Source organism: Corynebacterium guangdongense (assembly GCF_030408915.1).
GTDB classification, from domain to species: domain Bacteria; phylum Actinomycetota; class Actinomycetes; order Mycobacteriales; family Mycobacteriaceae; genus Corynebacterium; species Corynebacterium guangdongense.
On record NZ_CP047654.1, the window covers coordinates 396427 to 414115 of the forward strand.

Consider the following 17689-nt stretch of genomic DNA (forward strand, 5'->3'; position numbering starts at 1 on the left):
CTCCGCCGTCGGGATGGCGGAGGGACGCGCGCGGGAGTGCCTGTGTACCGGGCCTGGCGCCCGACTCCGGCCGGACGGTCACGGGCGGGGATGAAAGACGACGGAAACATGGTGGAGGATGATTCGCGTGGGGCAGCTGTCCCAAAGGTTGCGACTGGCGACGCTGCGCTACCGGTTCCAGGAAAGCCTGTTTCTGCGCCCCGCCCTGCTCATGCTGGGCGGGATTGCGCTGGCGGTGGTCGCGACAATCATCGACCGCTGGCTCGGCCACGGCACCAGGGTGCCGCTGACGCTGGCGATGAGCAGCAACGCGGCCACCTGGCTGCTGGCGACGGTGGCCGGGGCGATGATCACCACCGTCGGAGTGGTCTTCTCGTTGACGGTGGTCAGTCTGCAGCTGGCTAGCGACCAGTTTTCCCCGCGGGTGATGCGATCGTTCATCCGCGACCGGTTGAGCCAGAGGGTGATCGGCCTGCTGGTGGCAACCTTCTTCTACTGCGTCCTGGTCCTGCCCGCCGTCAGCGGTGAGCCGACCGACCCCGCCCCACAGGTGTCGCTCACGCTGGCGGTGGTCCTGACGCTGCTCACCGTGGCGGGCATCATCGCCCACCTGAACCATCTGGCTCACGGGTTGCAGGTGGGCAACGTCGCCCGGGGCATAGTCGAGGAGGGGGAGGCCGTCGCCGCGACGCTGGACGAGGTGCCGGAGGGCACCCGGGTGGCGGATCCGCATGACTACCGCGATATTCCCGCCGAGGCGGTGGTGCTGACCTCTCCTCGCAGCGGGTGGGTCAGCCAGGTTGACGTTGACCGGGTGTTCGCCGTGGTGCCGGCGGGGACAGCAGTGCGCCTGGAAACGAGGGTCGGGGCCTACCTCCATTCCGGAGAGGCGCTGTTTACGGTGTGGCCGGAGCCTGACCAGGGCAGTCGGAGAGAGCTGGCCGCGACCGTGGAGGTCTCGGCCATGCGCACCATGATCCAGGACGTCGACTTCGCCGTCCGGCAGCTCGTCGACATCGGCCTGCGTGCGCTGAGTCCGGCGGTCAATGACCCCACCACCGCCGTTGAGGTCATCCTCCGGCTGGGCACTCTCATGCGAACGGTGCTCACCACCTCACTGGCCCCGCCGGCGGTCGCCGACGCCGCCGGCCGGGTGCTGGTTCAACCCTGGAATCTCTCGCACGAGGAGTATGTCGCCCACGCCTTCGACCAGCTTCGCCAGAGCTGTCTGGATCAGCCGGAGGTGGCGGCCGCGCTGCTGCGGGTGCTGCGGATGTTGAGCACCCATGTCCGTGACGCCGGCCCGGGGGAGGCGGCGTCCGCGGTCGACCAGCAAATGCAGCTGCTTCTCGACGGGGTGGAACGCCAGCCCGGCCTGCATCCGGACGATCTGCGCCGGCTCCGGGCGTTGACGCGTGATGACACCGACCCCGCGGACCACAGCCTGTGACCGGATCGTCCATGACGATCGCGGGCCCCGGGTCATTCCGGCCGGTAGGCGGTGCTTCCGGAGGCGTCCCCGCCGTCGTCGTCGGGCGCCGCGGGATCCCGGTTACCCTCCACCTCGTCGGAGTCGTCGTGGCGGCCGGCCCGGTTGTGGGCGGCGCGAAGCTCGCGTCCCTCGGAGGTCAGTCTCTCCCGTACCTTCCGCTGTTTCTCCACCTGTGCGGTGTCGCGCGGGGGCAGCTGAATGTTGTCTTCGGCCGCGATGTCACCCTGAAGCTGGCGGGCGCGCTCGACCTCGGCGTCGATCTCCAGGCCGAGCAGCAGGACGATGTTGAACACCCACAGGGTGAACAGCAGGGCCATGACGCCGCCGACGGTCCCGTATGAGCTGTACCCGCCGACGTACGCGAAGTAGAGGTACAGCAGGCCTGCGGCCAGGATGATGCCGAGGATCGCGATGATCGAGCCGATGCTGACCCAGCGGAACTTCGGCTGGCGGACATTGGGCGTGTAGTAGTAGAGCATGGCGACGAGGCCGATGAGCAGTGCCAGGATGACCGGCCATTTCACCCACGTCCACACGGGCAGGAAAGTCCCCATGAGGAAGTCGAGGACCCCCGTCAGGCCGAGGGATCCCGCGACGGGACCGAGCAGACCGGTCACCACGGTCTCATTGATGATCAGGGAAATGAGGATGAGCACGATTCCCAGCAGCAACGCCAGGGTGGTGACGAGCATGGTGCCGGTGAGCTTGATTATTCCCCGGCCCTCCGCCCGTTCGTAGATGGTGTTGGCGCTGCGGGAGAATGCCTTGACGTAAGCCGAGGCCGACCATAACGCGGTGGCCACGCCGATGATCAGGGCGAGGATCCCGCCGGTGGTGGAGACGGTGACGGTGTCGATCAGATCGAGGACGAGTCCCTGGTAATCCGCCGGGATGTAGGCGGCGGTGAAGTCCTCCGCCAGGACGGTCACGGCGTCGGCGTTGTTCGCCAGGACCAGGCTGATGATGGAGAACACCGCCAGCGTCGACGGCGCCAGCGACAGGACGGTGAAGTAGGTGAGCATGGCGGCCAGGTCGGTCCCGCCGTCGGAGAGAAATTCCCGCACGGACCGCTTGGCGGCGTACTTCCAGCTGGCGCCGCTGAGCCTGGGCGGGGAGTCGGGTTTCTTGCCGCTGTCGGGGGCGGGGGCGTCCGCGGCCGCCAGGGTTTCGTCGATCTTTTCCTCTAACGCCATGATGGTGTCCTTTCCTTGCACACATAACCGTCGATGAATGCGTCTGGGTGGTTACCATCCTAGAAATCTTCGCGCGTCGACGCGGGCTGGCCGAGGCAGGAACGGACCCCGACCGCGACGTGCAGGACCACAAACCTCGCCGGTCCCGCACACGACAACGGCGCCGCCCGCCCCTGATCTCTCAGGGACGGGCGGCGCCGTGTGTCAGCTACCTACTCGGGCCTACTCCTGCGGAGCGGCCGGGTAGACGCCGTCTGCACCCAGACGGACGTCGCCGTTGAGCAGCAGGTTGATCTCAGCCTCGTGGGCACCCTGCTCCGGGAAGCGGCGGTTCTCGACCTGCTCGAAGAGCGGGGCGCGACCGATCATGCCGGCCTGCATGTGGGCGACGCCCGCACGCAGACGCTGGGTGGCCTTCTTGCGCCAGTCGGCCAGGGACTGCTCGCCACGCTGGTCGCGCACGGCAGCCTCGAAGGAGGCCGGGTGCGCGTAGACGACCAGGGCGCCGACGTGACCGAAGCCCAGGGAGGTGAGCGCGGCGGCCTTGACGGTGCCGACCTCCAGCGGGGCCTTCAGCCAGACCAGGTTCTTGGCCTTCGGCTGAATCAGCGGGTCAACGCAGTCCAGCGAGGCGTTCTGCGGCAGACGCCCGGTGCGGAACACGTCCATGATGCCACCGGTCTGGAAGAGCGCGGCACCGGCCTTGGAGTGGCCCGTCAGCGACTTCTGCGAGATGACGAACAGCGGGGCGTCCTCGTCGCGACCGACGGCCGGCCACAGGAGGGAGTGCAGCTCCGCCTCGTTCGGGTCGTTGGCGTTGGTGGAGGTGTCGTGCTTGGACAGGACCGTCACGTCGTCCGGGGTCAGACCCAGGGCCTTCAGCGAACGGGCGACCGTGGAGTTGGCGCCGCCGCGGGCGGAGCCCAGCACACCCAGGCCCGGAGCCGGGATGGAGGTGTGCGCACCGTCGCCGTAGGAGGCAGCGTGTGCCAGGACGCCGAGGACCGGCAAGCCCATGTCGGCGGCGACGGAGCCACGGACCAGCAGCACGGTGCCGCCGCCCTCAGCCTCGAGGAAGCCGCCGCGACGACGGTCGTTCGCGCGGGAGATGAAGCGCGGGTCGATGCCCTTGTCGGTCATGGTCTTGGTCTCGGCGGTGGCGTTCATGTCGCCGAAGCCGGCCAGGGACTCGACCTGGACGTCGTCGATGCCGCCGGCGATGACGAAGTCAGCCTTGCCCAGCGTGATCTTGTCGGCGGCCTCCTCGATGGAGACGGCCGCGGTCGCGCAGGCGCCGATCGGGTGAATCATCGAGCCGTAGCCACCGAGCAGGGACTGCATGGTGTGCGCGGCGACGACGTTCGGCAGGGCCTCCTGCAGGATGTCCGACGGACGCTCCTCACCGAGGAAGCGGGTGACGAAGACCTTGTGCAGGGATTCCATGCCGCCGATGCCGGTGCCCTGGGTGGTCGCGACGTCCAGCGGGTGGATGTTCTGCAGCAGCTCGGTCGGGGAGAAGCCGGCGTTGATGAACGCGTCGACGGCCGTGACCAGGTTCCAGGTGGCCATCCGGTCGAGGGAGTCGACCATGTGCTCCGGGATGCCCCACTTTGCCGGGTCGAAGTCGTCCGGCATCTGGCCCGCGACGGTGCGGGTCAGGGTCGCCTTGCGCGGCACGTGGGCGGTGGCGCCCTGCTTGCGGGTGACGACCCACTCGCCCTCGACCTCGTGGGCCTCGGTGAAGTCCGGGTCAGCCTCGACGACGTCCTGGGCCTCGGCCTCGGACGCGACGGTGAACGTGATGTCGCGGTCCAGGAAGACCTTAGTCAGGTCCATCGAACCCTGGTCGACCATGTGGTACTTGTCGGTCAGGGTGCGGATGCCGGAGCGGGCCACGACCTCGTCGCGGAAGCGGTCGTAGATGTCCTCTTCGGCGATGGCGGTGCCGTCGGCGTCGTACCAGCCCGGCTGCGGATCCTCGTTCCACTCCACCAGGCCCATCATCCAGGCCAGCTCGAGGACGCCGGCGGCGGTCAGCTCGACGGAACCGTCGCGCTGGATGCCGTACTCGGCCTCGAAGCGGGTGCGGCCGGAGCCCCAGGAGGAGACCTCGCCGACGCCGGCGATGACGATCATGTCCTCGAGGTCGCGGGTGACGTCACCGACCTCGACACCCTCACCGATCTGGGTCGGGTTGTAGAGGTTCGGCAGCGCGGTGATGGTGGCCGGGGCGGTCGCGGCCTCAGCGCCGGCGGCCTCGGAACGGGCACCCTCGGCGGCCTCGGCGGCGGCCTGCTCGGCCAGCTCGGTGATGGAGATGGCGGACTCGCCCAGACCACCGGTCAGATCCTTCTCGACGGGGGCCTGTGCGGCCTTCACGCGGGTCTCGGCGGAGGCCAGGTCCATGAGCTCGGAGGAGATCTCCTCCGGGGTCCAGACGTGGATTCCGGCCTTCTCGGCGGCCGGGATGATGGCGTCGTTGCCGCCCATCAGGTTGGTGCCGGCGACCCAGCCGATCTTGGCCTGGGCCAGGGTGACGCCCTTCGGCCAGCCGGCCTCGGAGGACCACTTGGCCAGGATGGCGTCCAGCGCGGACTTGACCTCGGCGTAGGCGCCGTCGCCACCGAACATGCCGCGGTTCGGGGAACCCGGCAGGATGACGTGGGCACGGGTGTCGACGGCCTTCTGAGCGAGCTCGGACAGGCCGGCGATGGTGCGCTCGACGGACCAGAGCAGCAGACGGGTCTGGTTCTCGGCGGCCGGGCCGGCGTCGGCGAGCGAGCCGGAGACGGACGGAGCGGCGAAGGGGAAGGCCAGGGTCGGCGTCAGGGCCGGCTTGGTGACCTTGACGTCGGCGCCGACGGACTCACGCTGCTCGGTGCCGATCCAGTCGATGAGGGAATCGATGTCGCGGTAGGAGCTCAGGTTCGCCTGGACCAGCCACAGCGCGGAGCCCGGGGTACCGTGCTCGGCGAAGATCTGGCGGGCGAACTCCTTGCGCGCCTGGGAGACGCGGGACGCGGTCATGATGACCGTGGCGCCGCCCTCGAGCAGACGCTCGACCAGTGCGGTCGCGATGGAGCCCGGTGCGGCACCGGTGACCAGAGCGACGTCGCCGGCGTACTCGCCGACGAACTCGGCGCGGGCGGCCTCGGCGATGGCCTTGAGGTCACCCTTGCCGCCGTTGGAGGCCCACCAGTCAGCCTGCTTGGCGACGGTTTCGCCGGTGCCGGTGAAACGCTCGGCGCCGAGCTCGATCTCGCCGAGGGCGACACGAGCCAGGTCCTCACGGGCGGTGGCCCAGCGGTCGTCGAAGAGCACGGCCTTCTTGGCGTCGAAGGACGGGGTGACGAGCTTGACCCAGTTGGCGCCCAGCTCGGCCTCGACGGCCTCGACGACGGTGGTGTCGACCGGCTCGTTCTCGACCGGTGCCGGGGTCAGGCCCAGCTGGTCGAGGACTGCGCGGGCGGCGGTGGCCAGGACGCCGTTCTCGCCGGTGACGGAATCAGCGTAGGCGGTCAGCGCGGCGGAGTCGACGACTCCACCGGCGCCGCCGGCGCCGCCACCTGCGTTGAGGGAGACGGAGACGCCGTTGCGGGAGGCGACGTTGCCGACGGCGGCGTCGATGAGGGCATCGACGTCGGCCTTGGAGGATGCGGAGGTGGCCAGGGTGGACAGGGAGCCACCGCGGACAGAGTCCTCCTCACGGGAACCGAGGAGAATCTCGGACTCGACGTGACCGACCCAGGAGGCCGGCAGGGACCAGGCGCCGGTGACGCGCTCGCCGACGTGGGCCGGCTTGTAACCGGAGGCGCCCATCAGCTGACGCAGGCGGGTGGTGACGGCTTCGGTGAGGACGGAACCGAACGGGGAGTAGCCCGGGGCCGCGGTCTTGACGCGCTCGCGCAGGGTGGCGACGTCGGAGTCGGCGGCGCCGTCGATGGCCGGCACGCCGATCTCGGCGGACATGTCCATCAGCAGCTGGTTACGGCGGGAGGAGACGCCGTTGGTGAGCTCCTCGACGGTGTCGGAGTCGTTAATCTGCTCCATGCGGATCTTGTTCTGGAAGGCGAACAGGACCATGATCGCCTCGGCGGCCGTGAACGGCAGGTCCGGGGCGTCCGCGCCGGAGCCACCGCCGGTGGCGGCGGGGGCTGCCGGAGCCGGGGCGGCCTCGGCGGCGGCCGGGGCTTCCTCAGCGGCGGCCGGTGCGGCCGGTGCCTCGGACTCGGAAGCGGCCTCGGTCGGCTCCTCCACGAGCGGAGCCTCGACGACCTCGGAGAGCATGACCACGTCCTGGTCGCGCTCGACGTTGAAGACCGGCATGTCCAGGCCCTCGATGGCGAGCGAGCGCTTGGCCATGTTCGCCTGGGTCGGGGAGGCGGCCAGGCCGACCTCGATGATCTGCTCGACGTTGTCGAACAGGACCTGCTGGGTCTCGATCCAGCGGACCGGGGAGGCGAACTGCCAGGACAGCAGCTCGATGATGAGGACGCGGGCCAGCTCGTTGTCGGTGGCGAAGTCGGCGACCTTCTTGCCTGCCAGACGCTCGGTCGGGGCGACCTCGCGGATGGAGTCGATGAAGTCGTCGGTCAGCTCGAACGGGCGGGCGACCAGGTTCGGCACGTAGCGGCCGACCAGCGCGTCCAGATCCAGCTCGGCCGGCAGGAGCTCGTCGAGCTTCTTGGCGAAGTCGGCGACGCCCGGGCGCAGGACGGAGGAGTGGAACGGGACGTCGATACCCGGAACCGTGACGTAGGCGCGGGGGTTGATCGGGTCGGTCTTGGCCTTGAGGGCCTTGAGACCCTTCTTGGTGCCGGCGATGGAGTACTGCTGGCCTGCGATGTTGTAGTTGACGATCTGCAGGAACTCGCCGGTCTCGTCGGCGACGGCGGTGACGTAGTCCTCGACGTCGTCGGCGGAGACGCCGATCATGTTCGGACGCAGCGCGGCCATGGCGTACTCGGAGTTGCCGTCCTCGTCACGCGGGACGAGGGTGCCCATGGCGGAGCCACGGGAGTAGACGACGTCGATGACGGCCTCGAGGTCGAAGATGTTCGCCAGGGAGGCCAGGGCGGTGTACTCGCCGAGGGAGTGGCCCGCGTACATGCTTCCCGACGCCAGTGCGTCGGCCTCGCGCAGACGCTCGGTCTGGGCGTAGGCGACGACGGCGAGGGCGACCTGGGTGAACTGGGTCAGGTGCAGGACGCCCTGCGGGTGCTTGAAGGTCTCACCGCGGACGGTGATCTCCGTCGGGTTCTCGTCGACGATCTGACGGATGGAGAAGCCCAGCTTCTCGCGGGTGTGGGTGTCCGCGCGGTTCCAGATTTCGCGGGCCGCGGCGGAGGCGCTGCGGTCGCCGGCGCCCATGCCCTCGGCCTGGATGCCCTGGCCCGGGTAGACGTAGGCGGTCTTCGGCTGGGCCATGAGGGCCTGGCCGACGGAGACGACCTCGCCGTTGATGCGGCAGGTGACCTCGAAGGCCTTGTGGATGCCCTTGCGGCCCACCCGCTCGACGGTGATCTCGACCTTGTCGTTGAGCTGCACCATGCCGTACATGGAGTAGGTCCAGCCGACGACAGTGCCGTGCTTGCCGGCCAGGTGCTGGGCGGTGGCGGACAGCCACATGCCGTGCACCAGCGGCGCCTCCAGGTTGACCAGCTGGGCGGAGTTGTAGGAGGAGTGGATCGGGTTGTAGTCACCGGAGACCAGCGCGAACGGGGTCATGTCGGACGGGGCGGTGACGGTGGCGCGGTCGACGAAGGAACGCGGGGTGGCCTCGATCTTGTCGGCGGACTTGCCGCCGCCGAACTCCGGAGCCGGGGTCGGCAGATCGGTGCCGGTGGCGCGGCCACGGATGGCGAAGCGCTGCATCTGGGTCGCGACCAGGTCGCCGGACTCGCGGTCGAAGAGCTCGAGCTCGACGGTCACGATGCGGCCGGAGACGGACTCGTCGATGGCGGTGCACTTGGAGGTGACGTCGATGGTGCGGCCGTCGGCCAGCTCCTCGAGCGGGACCAGGACGTCGACGACGTGGTTGAGGTGGACGGCGTTGAGCAGACCCTCGATGACCGGGTAACCGGACTCGAGCTTGCCGGAGCCCAGCGCGGTGTAGATGGCCGGCCAGCAGGGGCCGACCAGGACGTCCGGGGTGCCCGGCTCAACGGTGCCCAGGGCGGCACCGGTGACGGCGGTGTGGGCGTTGAGCAGCGACGGTGCGAAGGTGAAGGAGTACTTGGCGACGCCGAACGGCGCGTCCTCGGACTCGGAGCCCGGGATGATCTGCGGCATCTCGGCGATGTAGTCGCCGTTCTCGGAGGTGGAGCCGACACCGGCCAGGCCCTCGAGGAGGGCGAAGACAGAGTCGGGCAGGCGCTCGTCGGAGACGACCGGGGAACCACCGGTGGCGACGGCCTCGGAGAGGTCGAGCGGAACGGTGACTTCCTTGACGTAGAACGGGCGCTGCTCCTCCGGGAGGTCGTCCCAGTAGGAGTCGGCGTTGATGCGGATGGACCAGCGGCCCTGCTCGTCCTGGATCAGGTCGTAGGCGTCCTCGTCCATCTCGTAGGCCGGGTTGGCCATGAAGTGGCCGTGCCACTGGATGGTCGGGGCGGCCTTGATGAACTCGGCCTCGGACTGGGCGTCGGCGAGACGGGAGAACTGGGTTTCCGGCTCGGCGCCGGAGGCGCGCAGCGCTTCCGTGGTGCCGTCCTCGAAGCGGGCCAGCAGGTCGGCGACCGGCTCGTTCTTCTTGGTGATGCCGGCGACGGCCATCGGGCCGGGGATGATGCGGACCTGGTCGGCGGTGTAGCGCTCGTCCTGGGCCTGCCAGAGGGTGTCCTTGCCGAACCAGACCTTGAGGTCGCCGTCGATGGCCGGAACCCACGGCATCGGCTTGACGTGCTTGCGGTTCAGGGAGATCCACCAGGCGGCGTCACGCGGGCTGACCAGCGTGTCGTGGGCCCCCGGGTAGGCGTCGAGAAGCTTCTTGGCGGCAGCCGGGGCGTCGGCGATGGACTCCACGTCCGGGAAGAGGGTCTCGATCTGGCCGTGGTCGGCGTCGCTGAGACGGGCCTCGACGCGGTTGAGCAGGTCGAGGAAGCGGTCGTCCCAGGTCGGGTCGATGAACGGGTGGGCCAGCTCGACGAACTTGTTGACCCACTCGGCGTAGGTCATGGTCTCGACGTCGCCGAAGTAGGGCTTGGAGGTCTTGGCCAGGGCGGCGATGATCTCGTCGCGGCGGGCGTCGTACTCCTCGAAGGGCATCGAGGTGATCAGACGGGACGCGGCCGCGAAGGAGTTGTCCAGGTCGTGGATGTCGGCCAGCAGGTGCGACTGCGAGGAGGCGACGCCGTGACGGCCGGTGCCGCGGGCGACCCAGCCGTTGTTGTCGTCGCGGGAGATGCCCGGGGTGTTGACCAGCAGATCCTTGACGGAATCGGTGGCCTTGGCCTCCTTGGTGGCCATGGCCACGGTGCCCAGGAACACGGCGTCGACCGGCATCTTCGGCAGGCCGTACTTCTCGGACCAGGTACCGGTGATGTAGGTGGCGGCCACCTCCGGGGAGTAGATGCCGCCGCCGACGGTCAGCAGCACGTTCGGGTACTGACGGATCTCGGCGTAGGTGTCGATGAGCATGTCATCGAGGTCGGTCCAGGAGTGGTGGCCGCCCGCGTGACCGTCCTCGACCATCATGATGATGCTCGACTCCGGATCGACGGCGGCGATCTTCAGGGTGTCGCGGATCTGCTTGGTGGTGCCCGGCTTGAACGCGATGTACGGGAAGCCGTCCTTGTGCAGCTGGGCGAGGAGCTCCTTGGCCTCATCCGGCTCCGGGATGCCGGCGGAGATGGTCACGCCGTTGAACGGGGCGCCGGCGTTGCGGGCCTTCGGCACGATGCGGGCCTGACCGAAGTGCAGGTTCCACAGGAAACGGTCGAAGAACATGGTGTTGAACTGGGCCATGCGACCCGGCTCAAGCTTCGACTCGAGCTCCTCCTTGTGGGCCGTGAAGACCTCGTCGGAGAACATGCCGCCGCCGGCGAGCTCGGTCCAGTAGCCGGCGTTGGCTGCGGCCGCGACGATCTCGGAGTCGGCGGTCGACGGGGTCATGCCGCCCAGCATGATCGGGGACATGCCCGTCACGGTGGAGAAGCGGGTCTGGGTGTAGGTCTTGCCGTCCGGCAGGGACACCAGGCGCGGGGCGAAGTCCGCGTAGTCGGTGGCGGTCGGCAGCTCGGTGCCCGGGGTGGCCAGGGCGTCGCGCTCGGCCTCGGTGCCCGCCGGGACGACGGCGATGCCGGTGCCGGCGAGCAGACGCTCGGACATGCGGGTCAGGGAGCCGTCCAGGGAGAGGGCGTGGGTGACGCCGTTCTCCTGCAGCTTGGCGACCTGCGCCGGCCAGTCGTGCTGCTCGACCAGGATGGCGTCGGCCAGCTCGCGGGCGGTGACGCCCTCGAAGGAGACGCCGCACTTGTCGGCCCACTCGACGGCCAGGTCGGCGGCCGCCTGGTTGCCGGAGTGGTGGAAGGGGTAGGCCACGGCGAGGACGTCGAACTGCGGGGTCCACTCGGAGCCGCCGAACTCGGCCTCCTCGAGCTTCTCGTTGTGGGCCTTGACCAGGCTCTCGATGCGGGACTGGGCGGCGGTCAGGGTCTCCGGGGCGCCGGAGAGCACGACGTGGCGCGGGCCGTTGATGACGGCGATCTCGGCGCCGGCGACGTCGGCGATCATCTGCTCGACGACGTTCGCGGTCAGTCCGCGGATCGACAGCATGCGGGCGCGGTCGTCGGTGGCGCCGGCGACGTGGCTGGCGGCGGTGCCCATGAGGATGGCGAAGGCCAGTGCCTGGGTCGGCTGCTTGGCGGCGACGACGCCGAGCGAACCCTGGGAGTGGCCGAGCAGGATGGCGTCGGTGACGTCCAGGCCCAGGTCACGGAGGTGGTCGACGGCAGCGATCTGGGAGAGAACGATGCCCGGTACGGAAACGGCCGGGTACACGTCGATGTCCGCTGCCTGCGGCAGCGCATCCGGGCCAGTCAGCTCCTCCAGGCGGCCCATGGCGCCCGGAACGGTGGAGGCGATGGTGCGGGCGACCGGGCCCGTCAGTGCGCGGGCGTCAGCCAGCACCTCGGCCAGGCGGCCGGCGGAGTGGTGGCTGGAGGCGGAGCCGGCCAATGCGGACTGCCACGGCGAGCCCTGGCCGGCGAACAGCAGCGCCGGCTTGTCCAGGGCGAGAAGCGGGGTCAGAGACATGTGGTGCAACGTCCTTTACTTTTCTGGTCAATAGTTATTTGGACTACGACACCGTAACTTACGGGCCCGTATATCGCACTATGCGACACCCTCGATTGTGACATGAATTACGGAACGGTAACAGGGCCTGGCGGGAAACGATTCCGCCCCGGCGTCGGGGGTTCGAGGCCGGGGCGAAACTGGTGGGCGGCCGTATCAGGCGCGCTTGAGGACGCGGGTCCGTGCCCATCTGTCGTTGAGGCCCTGGGTCCGGTCGCCCTGGCCCGCCTGGAAGAAGATGATCAGCCCCAGGACGAAGACGATCAGCCCGCCGAAGGCCGGCACCAGGCCCGCGAGCAGCCACGCGTTGCGCTTCGCCGACGTGCCCAGGGACAGTCGCCCGCCGTCCAGCTCGGTGACCCGTATTCCCGCCAGGCGCTTGCCGACGGTCGAAAAATCGGTCGTCTGCATGAACACGGCATAGAGATAGAAGACAACCGTGTTGAGCAGGCTGAGGGTGACGGAGGTCTGGGCCATCTCGTCCATCCAGGAATTCATCGTGGCCCCGTCGTTCATCATCCCCGGGTCCACGGGCGGGAAGACGCCCAGCATGGAGGCCAGGGCGTTGACGACGAAACCGATGATGAAGCCGTCGATGAAGTAGGCGAGCAGGCGACGGCCGCCGCCTGCCCCAGCCGTGGGGGCGGCGACGCCGTAGCCGTAGCCCGGCTGATCAAAGCCGTAGCGCGGCTGCGGATACCCGTAGCCGGCCTGGCCGTAGCCATCTTGGCCGTAGCCGGGCTGCGGCTCGTACATGGGATAACCGCCCGGTTCCTGCGGGCTCTGCCCGTAGCGACCGGAACCGGCCCGGGGGTCGGCGTCGTCGGGGTGGCGGGGGTCCTGGTTGTCGGGGTTCTCGTACGGGTTGGTCATGAGGGCATCCTTCAGGGTCGGGTCGTGCGTTCAGTCTGCATCGTTTTCTCGGCCTCGTCGACCCCCGGAGGGCCTTTCCGGCGACCCGCCGAAGGCTATATCAAACTGACTGCGGGTGCGGGGGGCGCCCGGTAGCGTGGCAGGCATGACCCCCATGGAATGCGAGCAGCAGTGGGCTAGCGCGTACGGGTCCTATCGCAAGGACCAGATGCGCGCGGACGTCTTCGTCGAGAAGGTCGACGAATTGTGCGCGGAGCTGGCGTCGGCCAACGAGGCCAGCGCCGAAGTGTCGGAACTCGACTACCGCATGCGACTGTCCCTGGTGTACGCGTTGCACAACGTCGACCGGTCCCGCGCGATCGAGACGACCCTCTCGCTGTGGGAGCAGCACCGCCGCAATCCGGCGGCGTTCCCGGCCAACGAGCTGGCCCTGCCGGGGACGAACCCGCCGACGGACCGTGACGGCGAGGTGCTGACCGACAGGTTCGACGTGCTCATTCCGGACCTGGCCTATGACGCGGTGTTTGAGCCGTCGATAAGCGCGGCCCGCATCGAGGAGCTGATCACGATCAGCCAGAACTACCGGCGGGAGCGGGGTGACTCCCAGCGGGAGATCGACAACGTGCGCATCTACGCCTACCAGGGGATGGATCGGCCCGAGCGGGTGCTCGAGCTGATCGGGGATCGCCGCCGGCTCGACGTGGACAGGGTGGCGACCTACCAGGAGGCGCTGGCCTGGTTCCTCGAGTACGACATTCTCGCCATGGCGCACCTGGAGACGGGCGACCTCGTCCAGGCCAACCAGCTCATCACGGAGATGGAGGCCGCGCCGATCGACGTCACCTCCCAGCCGCTGATGATGATCGCCGAATCCCTGGAGCCGCTGGCCAGGCATCTCAGCCCCGACACCACCCTGCGCCGGGTGCGCCGTGTGCTCACCGACGCCGTCGGGGTGCCGTCGCTGCAGAAGCCCCTGCTCCAGGCCGCCTGCGTCACCGCCGCCGGCGGGCTCGTCGACGCCACCCTCCGCCTCGTCCACGAATCCGAGGGGCACATGCGGCACCCGGTGGAGCTGCTCGACGTGCTGGCCCGGGTCCTGAGCATCGCGGCCGGGGCCGGCGCCGGGGCAACCGTGCTGCCGCGCTTCGACGCCCCCCGCTGGCGGGCGGTGGCCGAGGTGGGGGAGTGCACCGTCGCTGAGCTGGCGCGCGGATTCATGGCTGCCGCCACCGATTACGCCGCCCGGCTCGACGAGCGCAACGGCACGACCCGGCGCGTCGACTCACTGGCCCGGCCCTACGAGGTCCCGGACTGGAAGCCCGAGCACTTCATCGGCACCGGCCTCGACGCCGCCGCGCCGGTCGACGCCCTCGGGCTGCGGCGCCTGCGCGAGGACGAGGCGCCCTCGCCGTGGACGGTCATGGACTACCTGCAGATGATCGGGGAGGAGGACGAGGCCCAGAGGATCGCGCACAATCTGGCCAACCCGACGGGCGCGTCCCTGGACGGCTACGTCGCCGCGGTGCCCCGTTTCCTGGACGAGGACGAGGACACCGGGGTCCAGGGCGCGCTGGAGATGGTGGCCCTGCACGACGGGCTCGTCGACGGCACCATCACCGACCCCGTGGAGGGGCGCGCCTCGGAGGTCGTCGGCATGGTCCGGGCCCAGATGGCGCGGCGCCCGGAGGTCTTCAGCGACCGCCACGCCGTCGAGATCGCCGCCCTCGGCCTGCCGACGCTGCTCGCGCTCGATCCCTCCTACTGCATCAACCGGGCCGCGGCCATTCTGCTCAAGATCGCGGAGAGCTTCTCCCTCTCCGCCAACGGCATGCGACAGCCGGATCCCCTGCGCCGGGGCATCGCCTCCTTCGTCGCCTCGGTGGCCGAGGACGAGCTGAGCAACCCTGAGCTGCGGAGCGAGCTGATCATCATCGCCGAGGCCCTCGAGACGGAAAGCGCCCACATCGACGCGCTGGCCACCGTCAGTCTGGCGCAGACCTACCTGACGGATCCGGCGCTCACCGGGGAATCGGTCGTCGGCGACGCCACCCACGAGGACATGCAGCTGCACCTGCTGACGATGAAGGCCCGCAACTTCCGCTACGCCAACAACACCCGGGAATCGGTCCGCACCTACTTCGCCATCATCGATGTCGCGGACAGGACGAAGGACGTCGATCTCGCCGTCGACGCCCGCGCCCAGGCCCTCGGGGCGCTCCTGGACAACCGCGAGTTCACCAAGGCCGCCAACCTGTGGGAGGACAACCGCCGGTGGATGGACACCCTCGGCGACGCCTTCCTCACCTCCCATCCGGGGCCGCGCTCCACGATGGCCGCGGCGATGCTGCGCACCACCGTCTTCATGACCGACGACGCCATGGATCTGTACTTTCCGCAGGCCTTCGAGGACTACCGGCGCGACGCCTGGGACTACCTGGTCCAGGGCAGTGAGGACGGGTCAACCCCGGCCGAGGACCGCACGCGACACATCATCGGTGAAACCAGCCAGATCGTCGGCGAGCTGGTGCGCATGGAGCACCTGCGTCACGCGGCCGAGATGGCGGGCTGGGCGTCGTCCATTTCTCCGATCGACCTCTCTGCCGAGGGCCACTTCCTGGCGCTGACCATGCAGGTGCCCATCCACGTCGCCCGCGGCGACGACCGCACGGCGGCTCTGCTCATCGAGACCGCGGCCCAGCAGGCCCGCGACCGGGGCATGACCATGTGGTACAACCACGCGGTCAATCTGCTGCGCATCTATCGGGAGGCGGACCGGGCGAGCGGGGAGCCCTACCGTCAGGCGCTCGCGGATCTGGGCGAGCCGGCGGAGGGCTGAAAGCGACGACCCCGGCCTCCGGTGACGGGGGTCGGGGTCGTGGCGTTCTATCGGGCTACGCGAGCTTGAGCAGCATCTTCTCCAGGCGCTGGCCGTCCATGGAGTCGGGCCCCTGCTCGACCATGCACTTGCGCATGCCGGTGGAGACCACCAGGAAGCCCGCGCGCTGCACGGCGGTGGCGACGGCGGAGGTCTGGGTGACGATGTCCTCGCACTCCTCGCCCTCCTCCAGCATGCGAATGACCGCGTCCAGCTGGCCGCGGGCGCGCTTCAGGCGCATCAGGGCCGGCCTCATCTCTTCCGGATCAAGCTTCATTGGATTCCTCGTCTCCGCACAGGGATAGGGGGTGGGGTATTCACCCAGCTTAGACGGCGTTGACACTGGAGGCAGCTTCCCAGGTCAGGAACCCGCCGTTGAGATTGGCGGCTTCGATGCCCTTGTTCTCCAGGAGGGTGACGGCAGTGTGCCCGCGCTGGCCGACGCGGCAGAACGCCAGGACCTTCTCGCCCTCGAACTCGTCGAAGCGGTCGCGGATGTCGTCCAGCGGAATGTTGACCGCGCCGGGGATGGTGGCGCGGTTGAACTCGCCGGGCGTGCGGACGTCGACCAGCTTCCAGCCCTCGGCGACGGCCTGCTCCAGCTCGTGGTGCAGAAAGGACTTCTCGCCGTTGGCGAGGTTGTCGGCGATGAAGCCGGCCATGTTGACCGGATCCTTCGCGGAACCGAACTGCGGGGCGTACGCCAGCTCCAGATCGGCCAAGTCGGAGGCGGTCAGGCCGCCGCGCATGGCGGTGGCGATGACGTCGATGCGCTTGTCCGCGCCCGCCTCGCCGACGGCCTGGGCGCCGAGGATGGCGTCGGTGGCGGCGTCGATGATGAACTTGAGGTGAATCTGGGACGCGCCCGGGTAGTAGCCGGCGTGGTCCTGCGGATGCAGGGAGACCACGCGGATGTCGCGGCCGGCGGCGCGGGCCCGCTTCTCGTTCCAGCCGACGGTGGCGGCCTGCAGGCCGAAAAGGCCGACGATGGCGGTGCCCAGGGTGAGCCGTGAGGTCACGTCGCGGCCGGTGATGATGTCGGCGATGAGGCGGCCGTGGCGGTTCGCGGTCTGGGCCAGCGGGACCAGGGTGGTGTCACCGGTGATGGCGTCGCGCTTCTCGGCGGCGTCGCCCAGGGCGAAGATGGCCGGGTCGGCGGTGCGCTGGAACTCGTCGACGACGATGCCGCCGCGCTCGCCGACCTCCAGGCCCGCCTCGGAGGCGAGCTCGCTGGCCGGACGCACGCCGATCGCGGCGACGACCATGTCGGCGTCGATGACGCGCCCGTCGCGCAGGGTGACCGATCCCTCCGCGATCTCGACGGTGTCGGCGCCGGTCAGAACGGTGACGCCGTTCTTCTCCAGATGCTGGTGAACGTAGGCGGCCATCTCCGGGTCCAGCGGGGCCATGATCTGGTCGGAGAACTCGAGCACGGTGACCTCGACGCCACGGTGGGTGAGGTTCTCCGCCAGCTCGAGGCCGATGAAGCCGCCGCCGATGAGGACGGCCTTCTTCACACCGTCAAGGGCGGCGGTGATGACGTCGACGTCCTCGACGGTGCGCAGCGTGTAGGCCCGCTCGATGCCGTCGATCGGCGGCAGGACCGGGGACGCGCCGGGGGAGAGCACCAGGTGGTCATAGGCCTGGGTGGTGGTGCCCTCGGGGCCGGTGAGCTGGATGGTCTTGGCCGCACGGTCGATGTCGTGGGCGCGGGTGCCGACGCGGACGTCGAGGTTGAAGCGCTCCTTCAGGGATTCCGGGGTCTGCAGCAGCAGTTCGTCGCGTTCCCCGATGACACCACCGACGTAGTAGGGCAGGCCGCAGTTGGCGAAGGAGACGTAGCCGGAAGCCTCGACGACGATGATCTCCATGTCTTCGTCACGACGACGAAGGCGGGTGGCGGTGGACATGCCGCCGGCGACGCCGCCGACAATCACGGTGGTGGTCATAGTGGGTGAAGCT

General features: G+C 69.2%; 7 protein-coding genes. 2 read left to right on the plus strand and 5 right to left on the minus strand.

Translation table 11 applies throughout. The annotated features are described in order from the left end of the window. Positions 1-118 precede the first annotated feature (118 nt). On the plus strand, positions 119-1450 hold the full coding sequence (locus CGUA_RS01920; RefSeq protein WP_290197174.1) for a DUF2254 domain-containing protein: 1332 nt from the start codon (positions 119-121) through the stop codon (positions 1448-1450). Between the two features lie 32 nt (positions 1451-1482). On the opposite strand, the gene CGUA_RS01925 is transcribed toward CGUA_RS01920, so the two are convergent. From CGUA_RS01925 to CGUA_RS01935, 3 genes are all read right to left on the minus strand, one after another. Next, on the minus strand, positions 1483-2685 hold the full coding sequence (locus CGUA_RS01925) for a YihY/virulence factor BrkB family protein (RefSeq protein WP_290197176.1): 1203 nt from the start codon (positions 2683-2685) through the stop codon (positions 1483-1485). A 222-nt stretch (positions 2686-2907) separates the two neighbouring features. Next, positions 2908-11940: a type I polyketide synthase gene (locus tag CGUA_RS01930; RefSeq protein WP_290197178.1), complete on the minus strand. Its 9033-nt coding sequence runs from the start codon at positions 11938-11940 to the stop codon at positions 2908-2910. Positions 11941-12135: 195 nt separating this feature from the next. Next, a complete protein-coding gene (locus tag CGUA_RS01935) occupies positions 12136-12852 on the minus strand; it encodes an RDD family protein (RefSeq protein ID WP_290197181.1) in 717 nt (238 codons plus the stop codon). 145 nt (positions 12853-12997) lie between these two features. Here CGUA_RS01935 and CGUA_RS01940 point away from each other — a divergent pair, with 145 nt between their 5' ends. Then, positions 12998-15688 carry a hypothetical protein gene (locus CGUA_RS01940; RefSeq protein ID WP_290197183.1) on the plus strand — a complete coding sequence of 897 codons (2691 nt, stop codon included), beginning with the start codon at positions 12998-13000 and terminating at the stop codon, positions 15686-15688. A 55-nt stretch (positions 15689-15743) separates the two neighbouring features. On the opposite strand, the gene CGUA_RS01945 is transcribed toward CGUA_RS01940, so the two are convergent. Next, on the minus strand, positions 15744-16004 hold the full coding sequence (locus tag CGUA_RS01945; RefSeq protein ID WP_290197185.1) for a metal-sensitive transcriptional regulator: 261 nt from the start codon (positions 16002-16004) through the stop codon (positions 15744-15746). 49 nt (positions 16005-16053) lie between these two features. Continuing rightward, complete coding sequence (locus CGUA_RS01950) at positions 16054-17676, minus strand: FAD-dependent oxidoreductase (RefSeq protein ID WP_290197187.1); 1623 nt, start codon at positions 17674-17676, stop codon at positions 16054-16056. Positions 17677-17689 lie beyond the last annotated feature (13 nt).

Excerpts from the sequence above, each read along its gene's own strand:
- CGUA_RS01930 (WP_290197178.1), bottom strand. The coding sequence starts at position 11,940 with ATGTCTCTGACCCCGCTTCTCGCCCTGGACAAGCCGGCGCTGCTGTTC.
- CGUA_RS01935 (WP_290197181.1), bottom strand. The coding sequence starts at position 12,852 with ATGACCAACCCGTACGAGAACCCCGACAACCAGGACCCCCGCCACCCC.
- CGUA_RS01940 (WP_290197183.1), top strand. The coding sequence starts at position 12,998 with ATGACCCCCATGGAATGCGAGCAGCAGTGGGCTAGCGCGTACGGGTCC.
- CGUA_RS01950 (WP_290197187.1), bottom strand. The coding sequence starts at position 17,676 with ATGACCACCACCGTGATTGTCGGCGGCGTCGCCGGCGGCATGTCCACC.
- CGUA_RS01945 (WP_290197185.1), bottom strand. The coding sequence starts at position 16,004 with ATGAAGCTTGATCCGGAAGAGATGAGGCCGGCCCTGATGCGCCTGAAG.
- CGUA_RS01925 (WP_290197176.1), bottom strand. The coding sequence starts at position 2,685 with ATGGCGTTAGAGGAAAAGATCGACGAAACCCTGGCGGCCGCGGACGCC.
- CGUA_RS01920 (WP_290197174.1), top strand. The coding sequence starts at position 119 with ATGATTCGCGTGGGGCAGCTGTCCCAAAGGTTGCGACTGGCGACGCTG.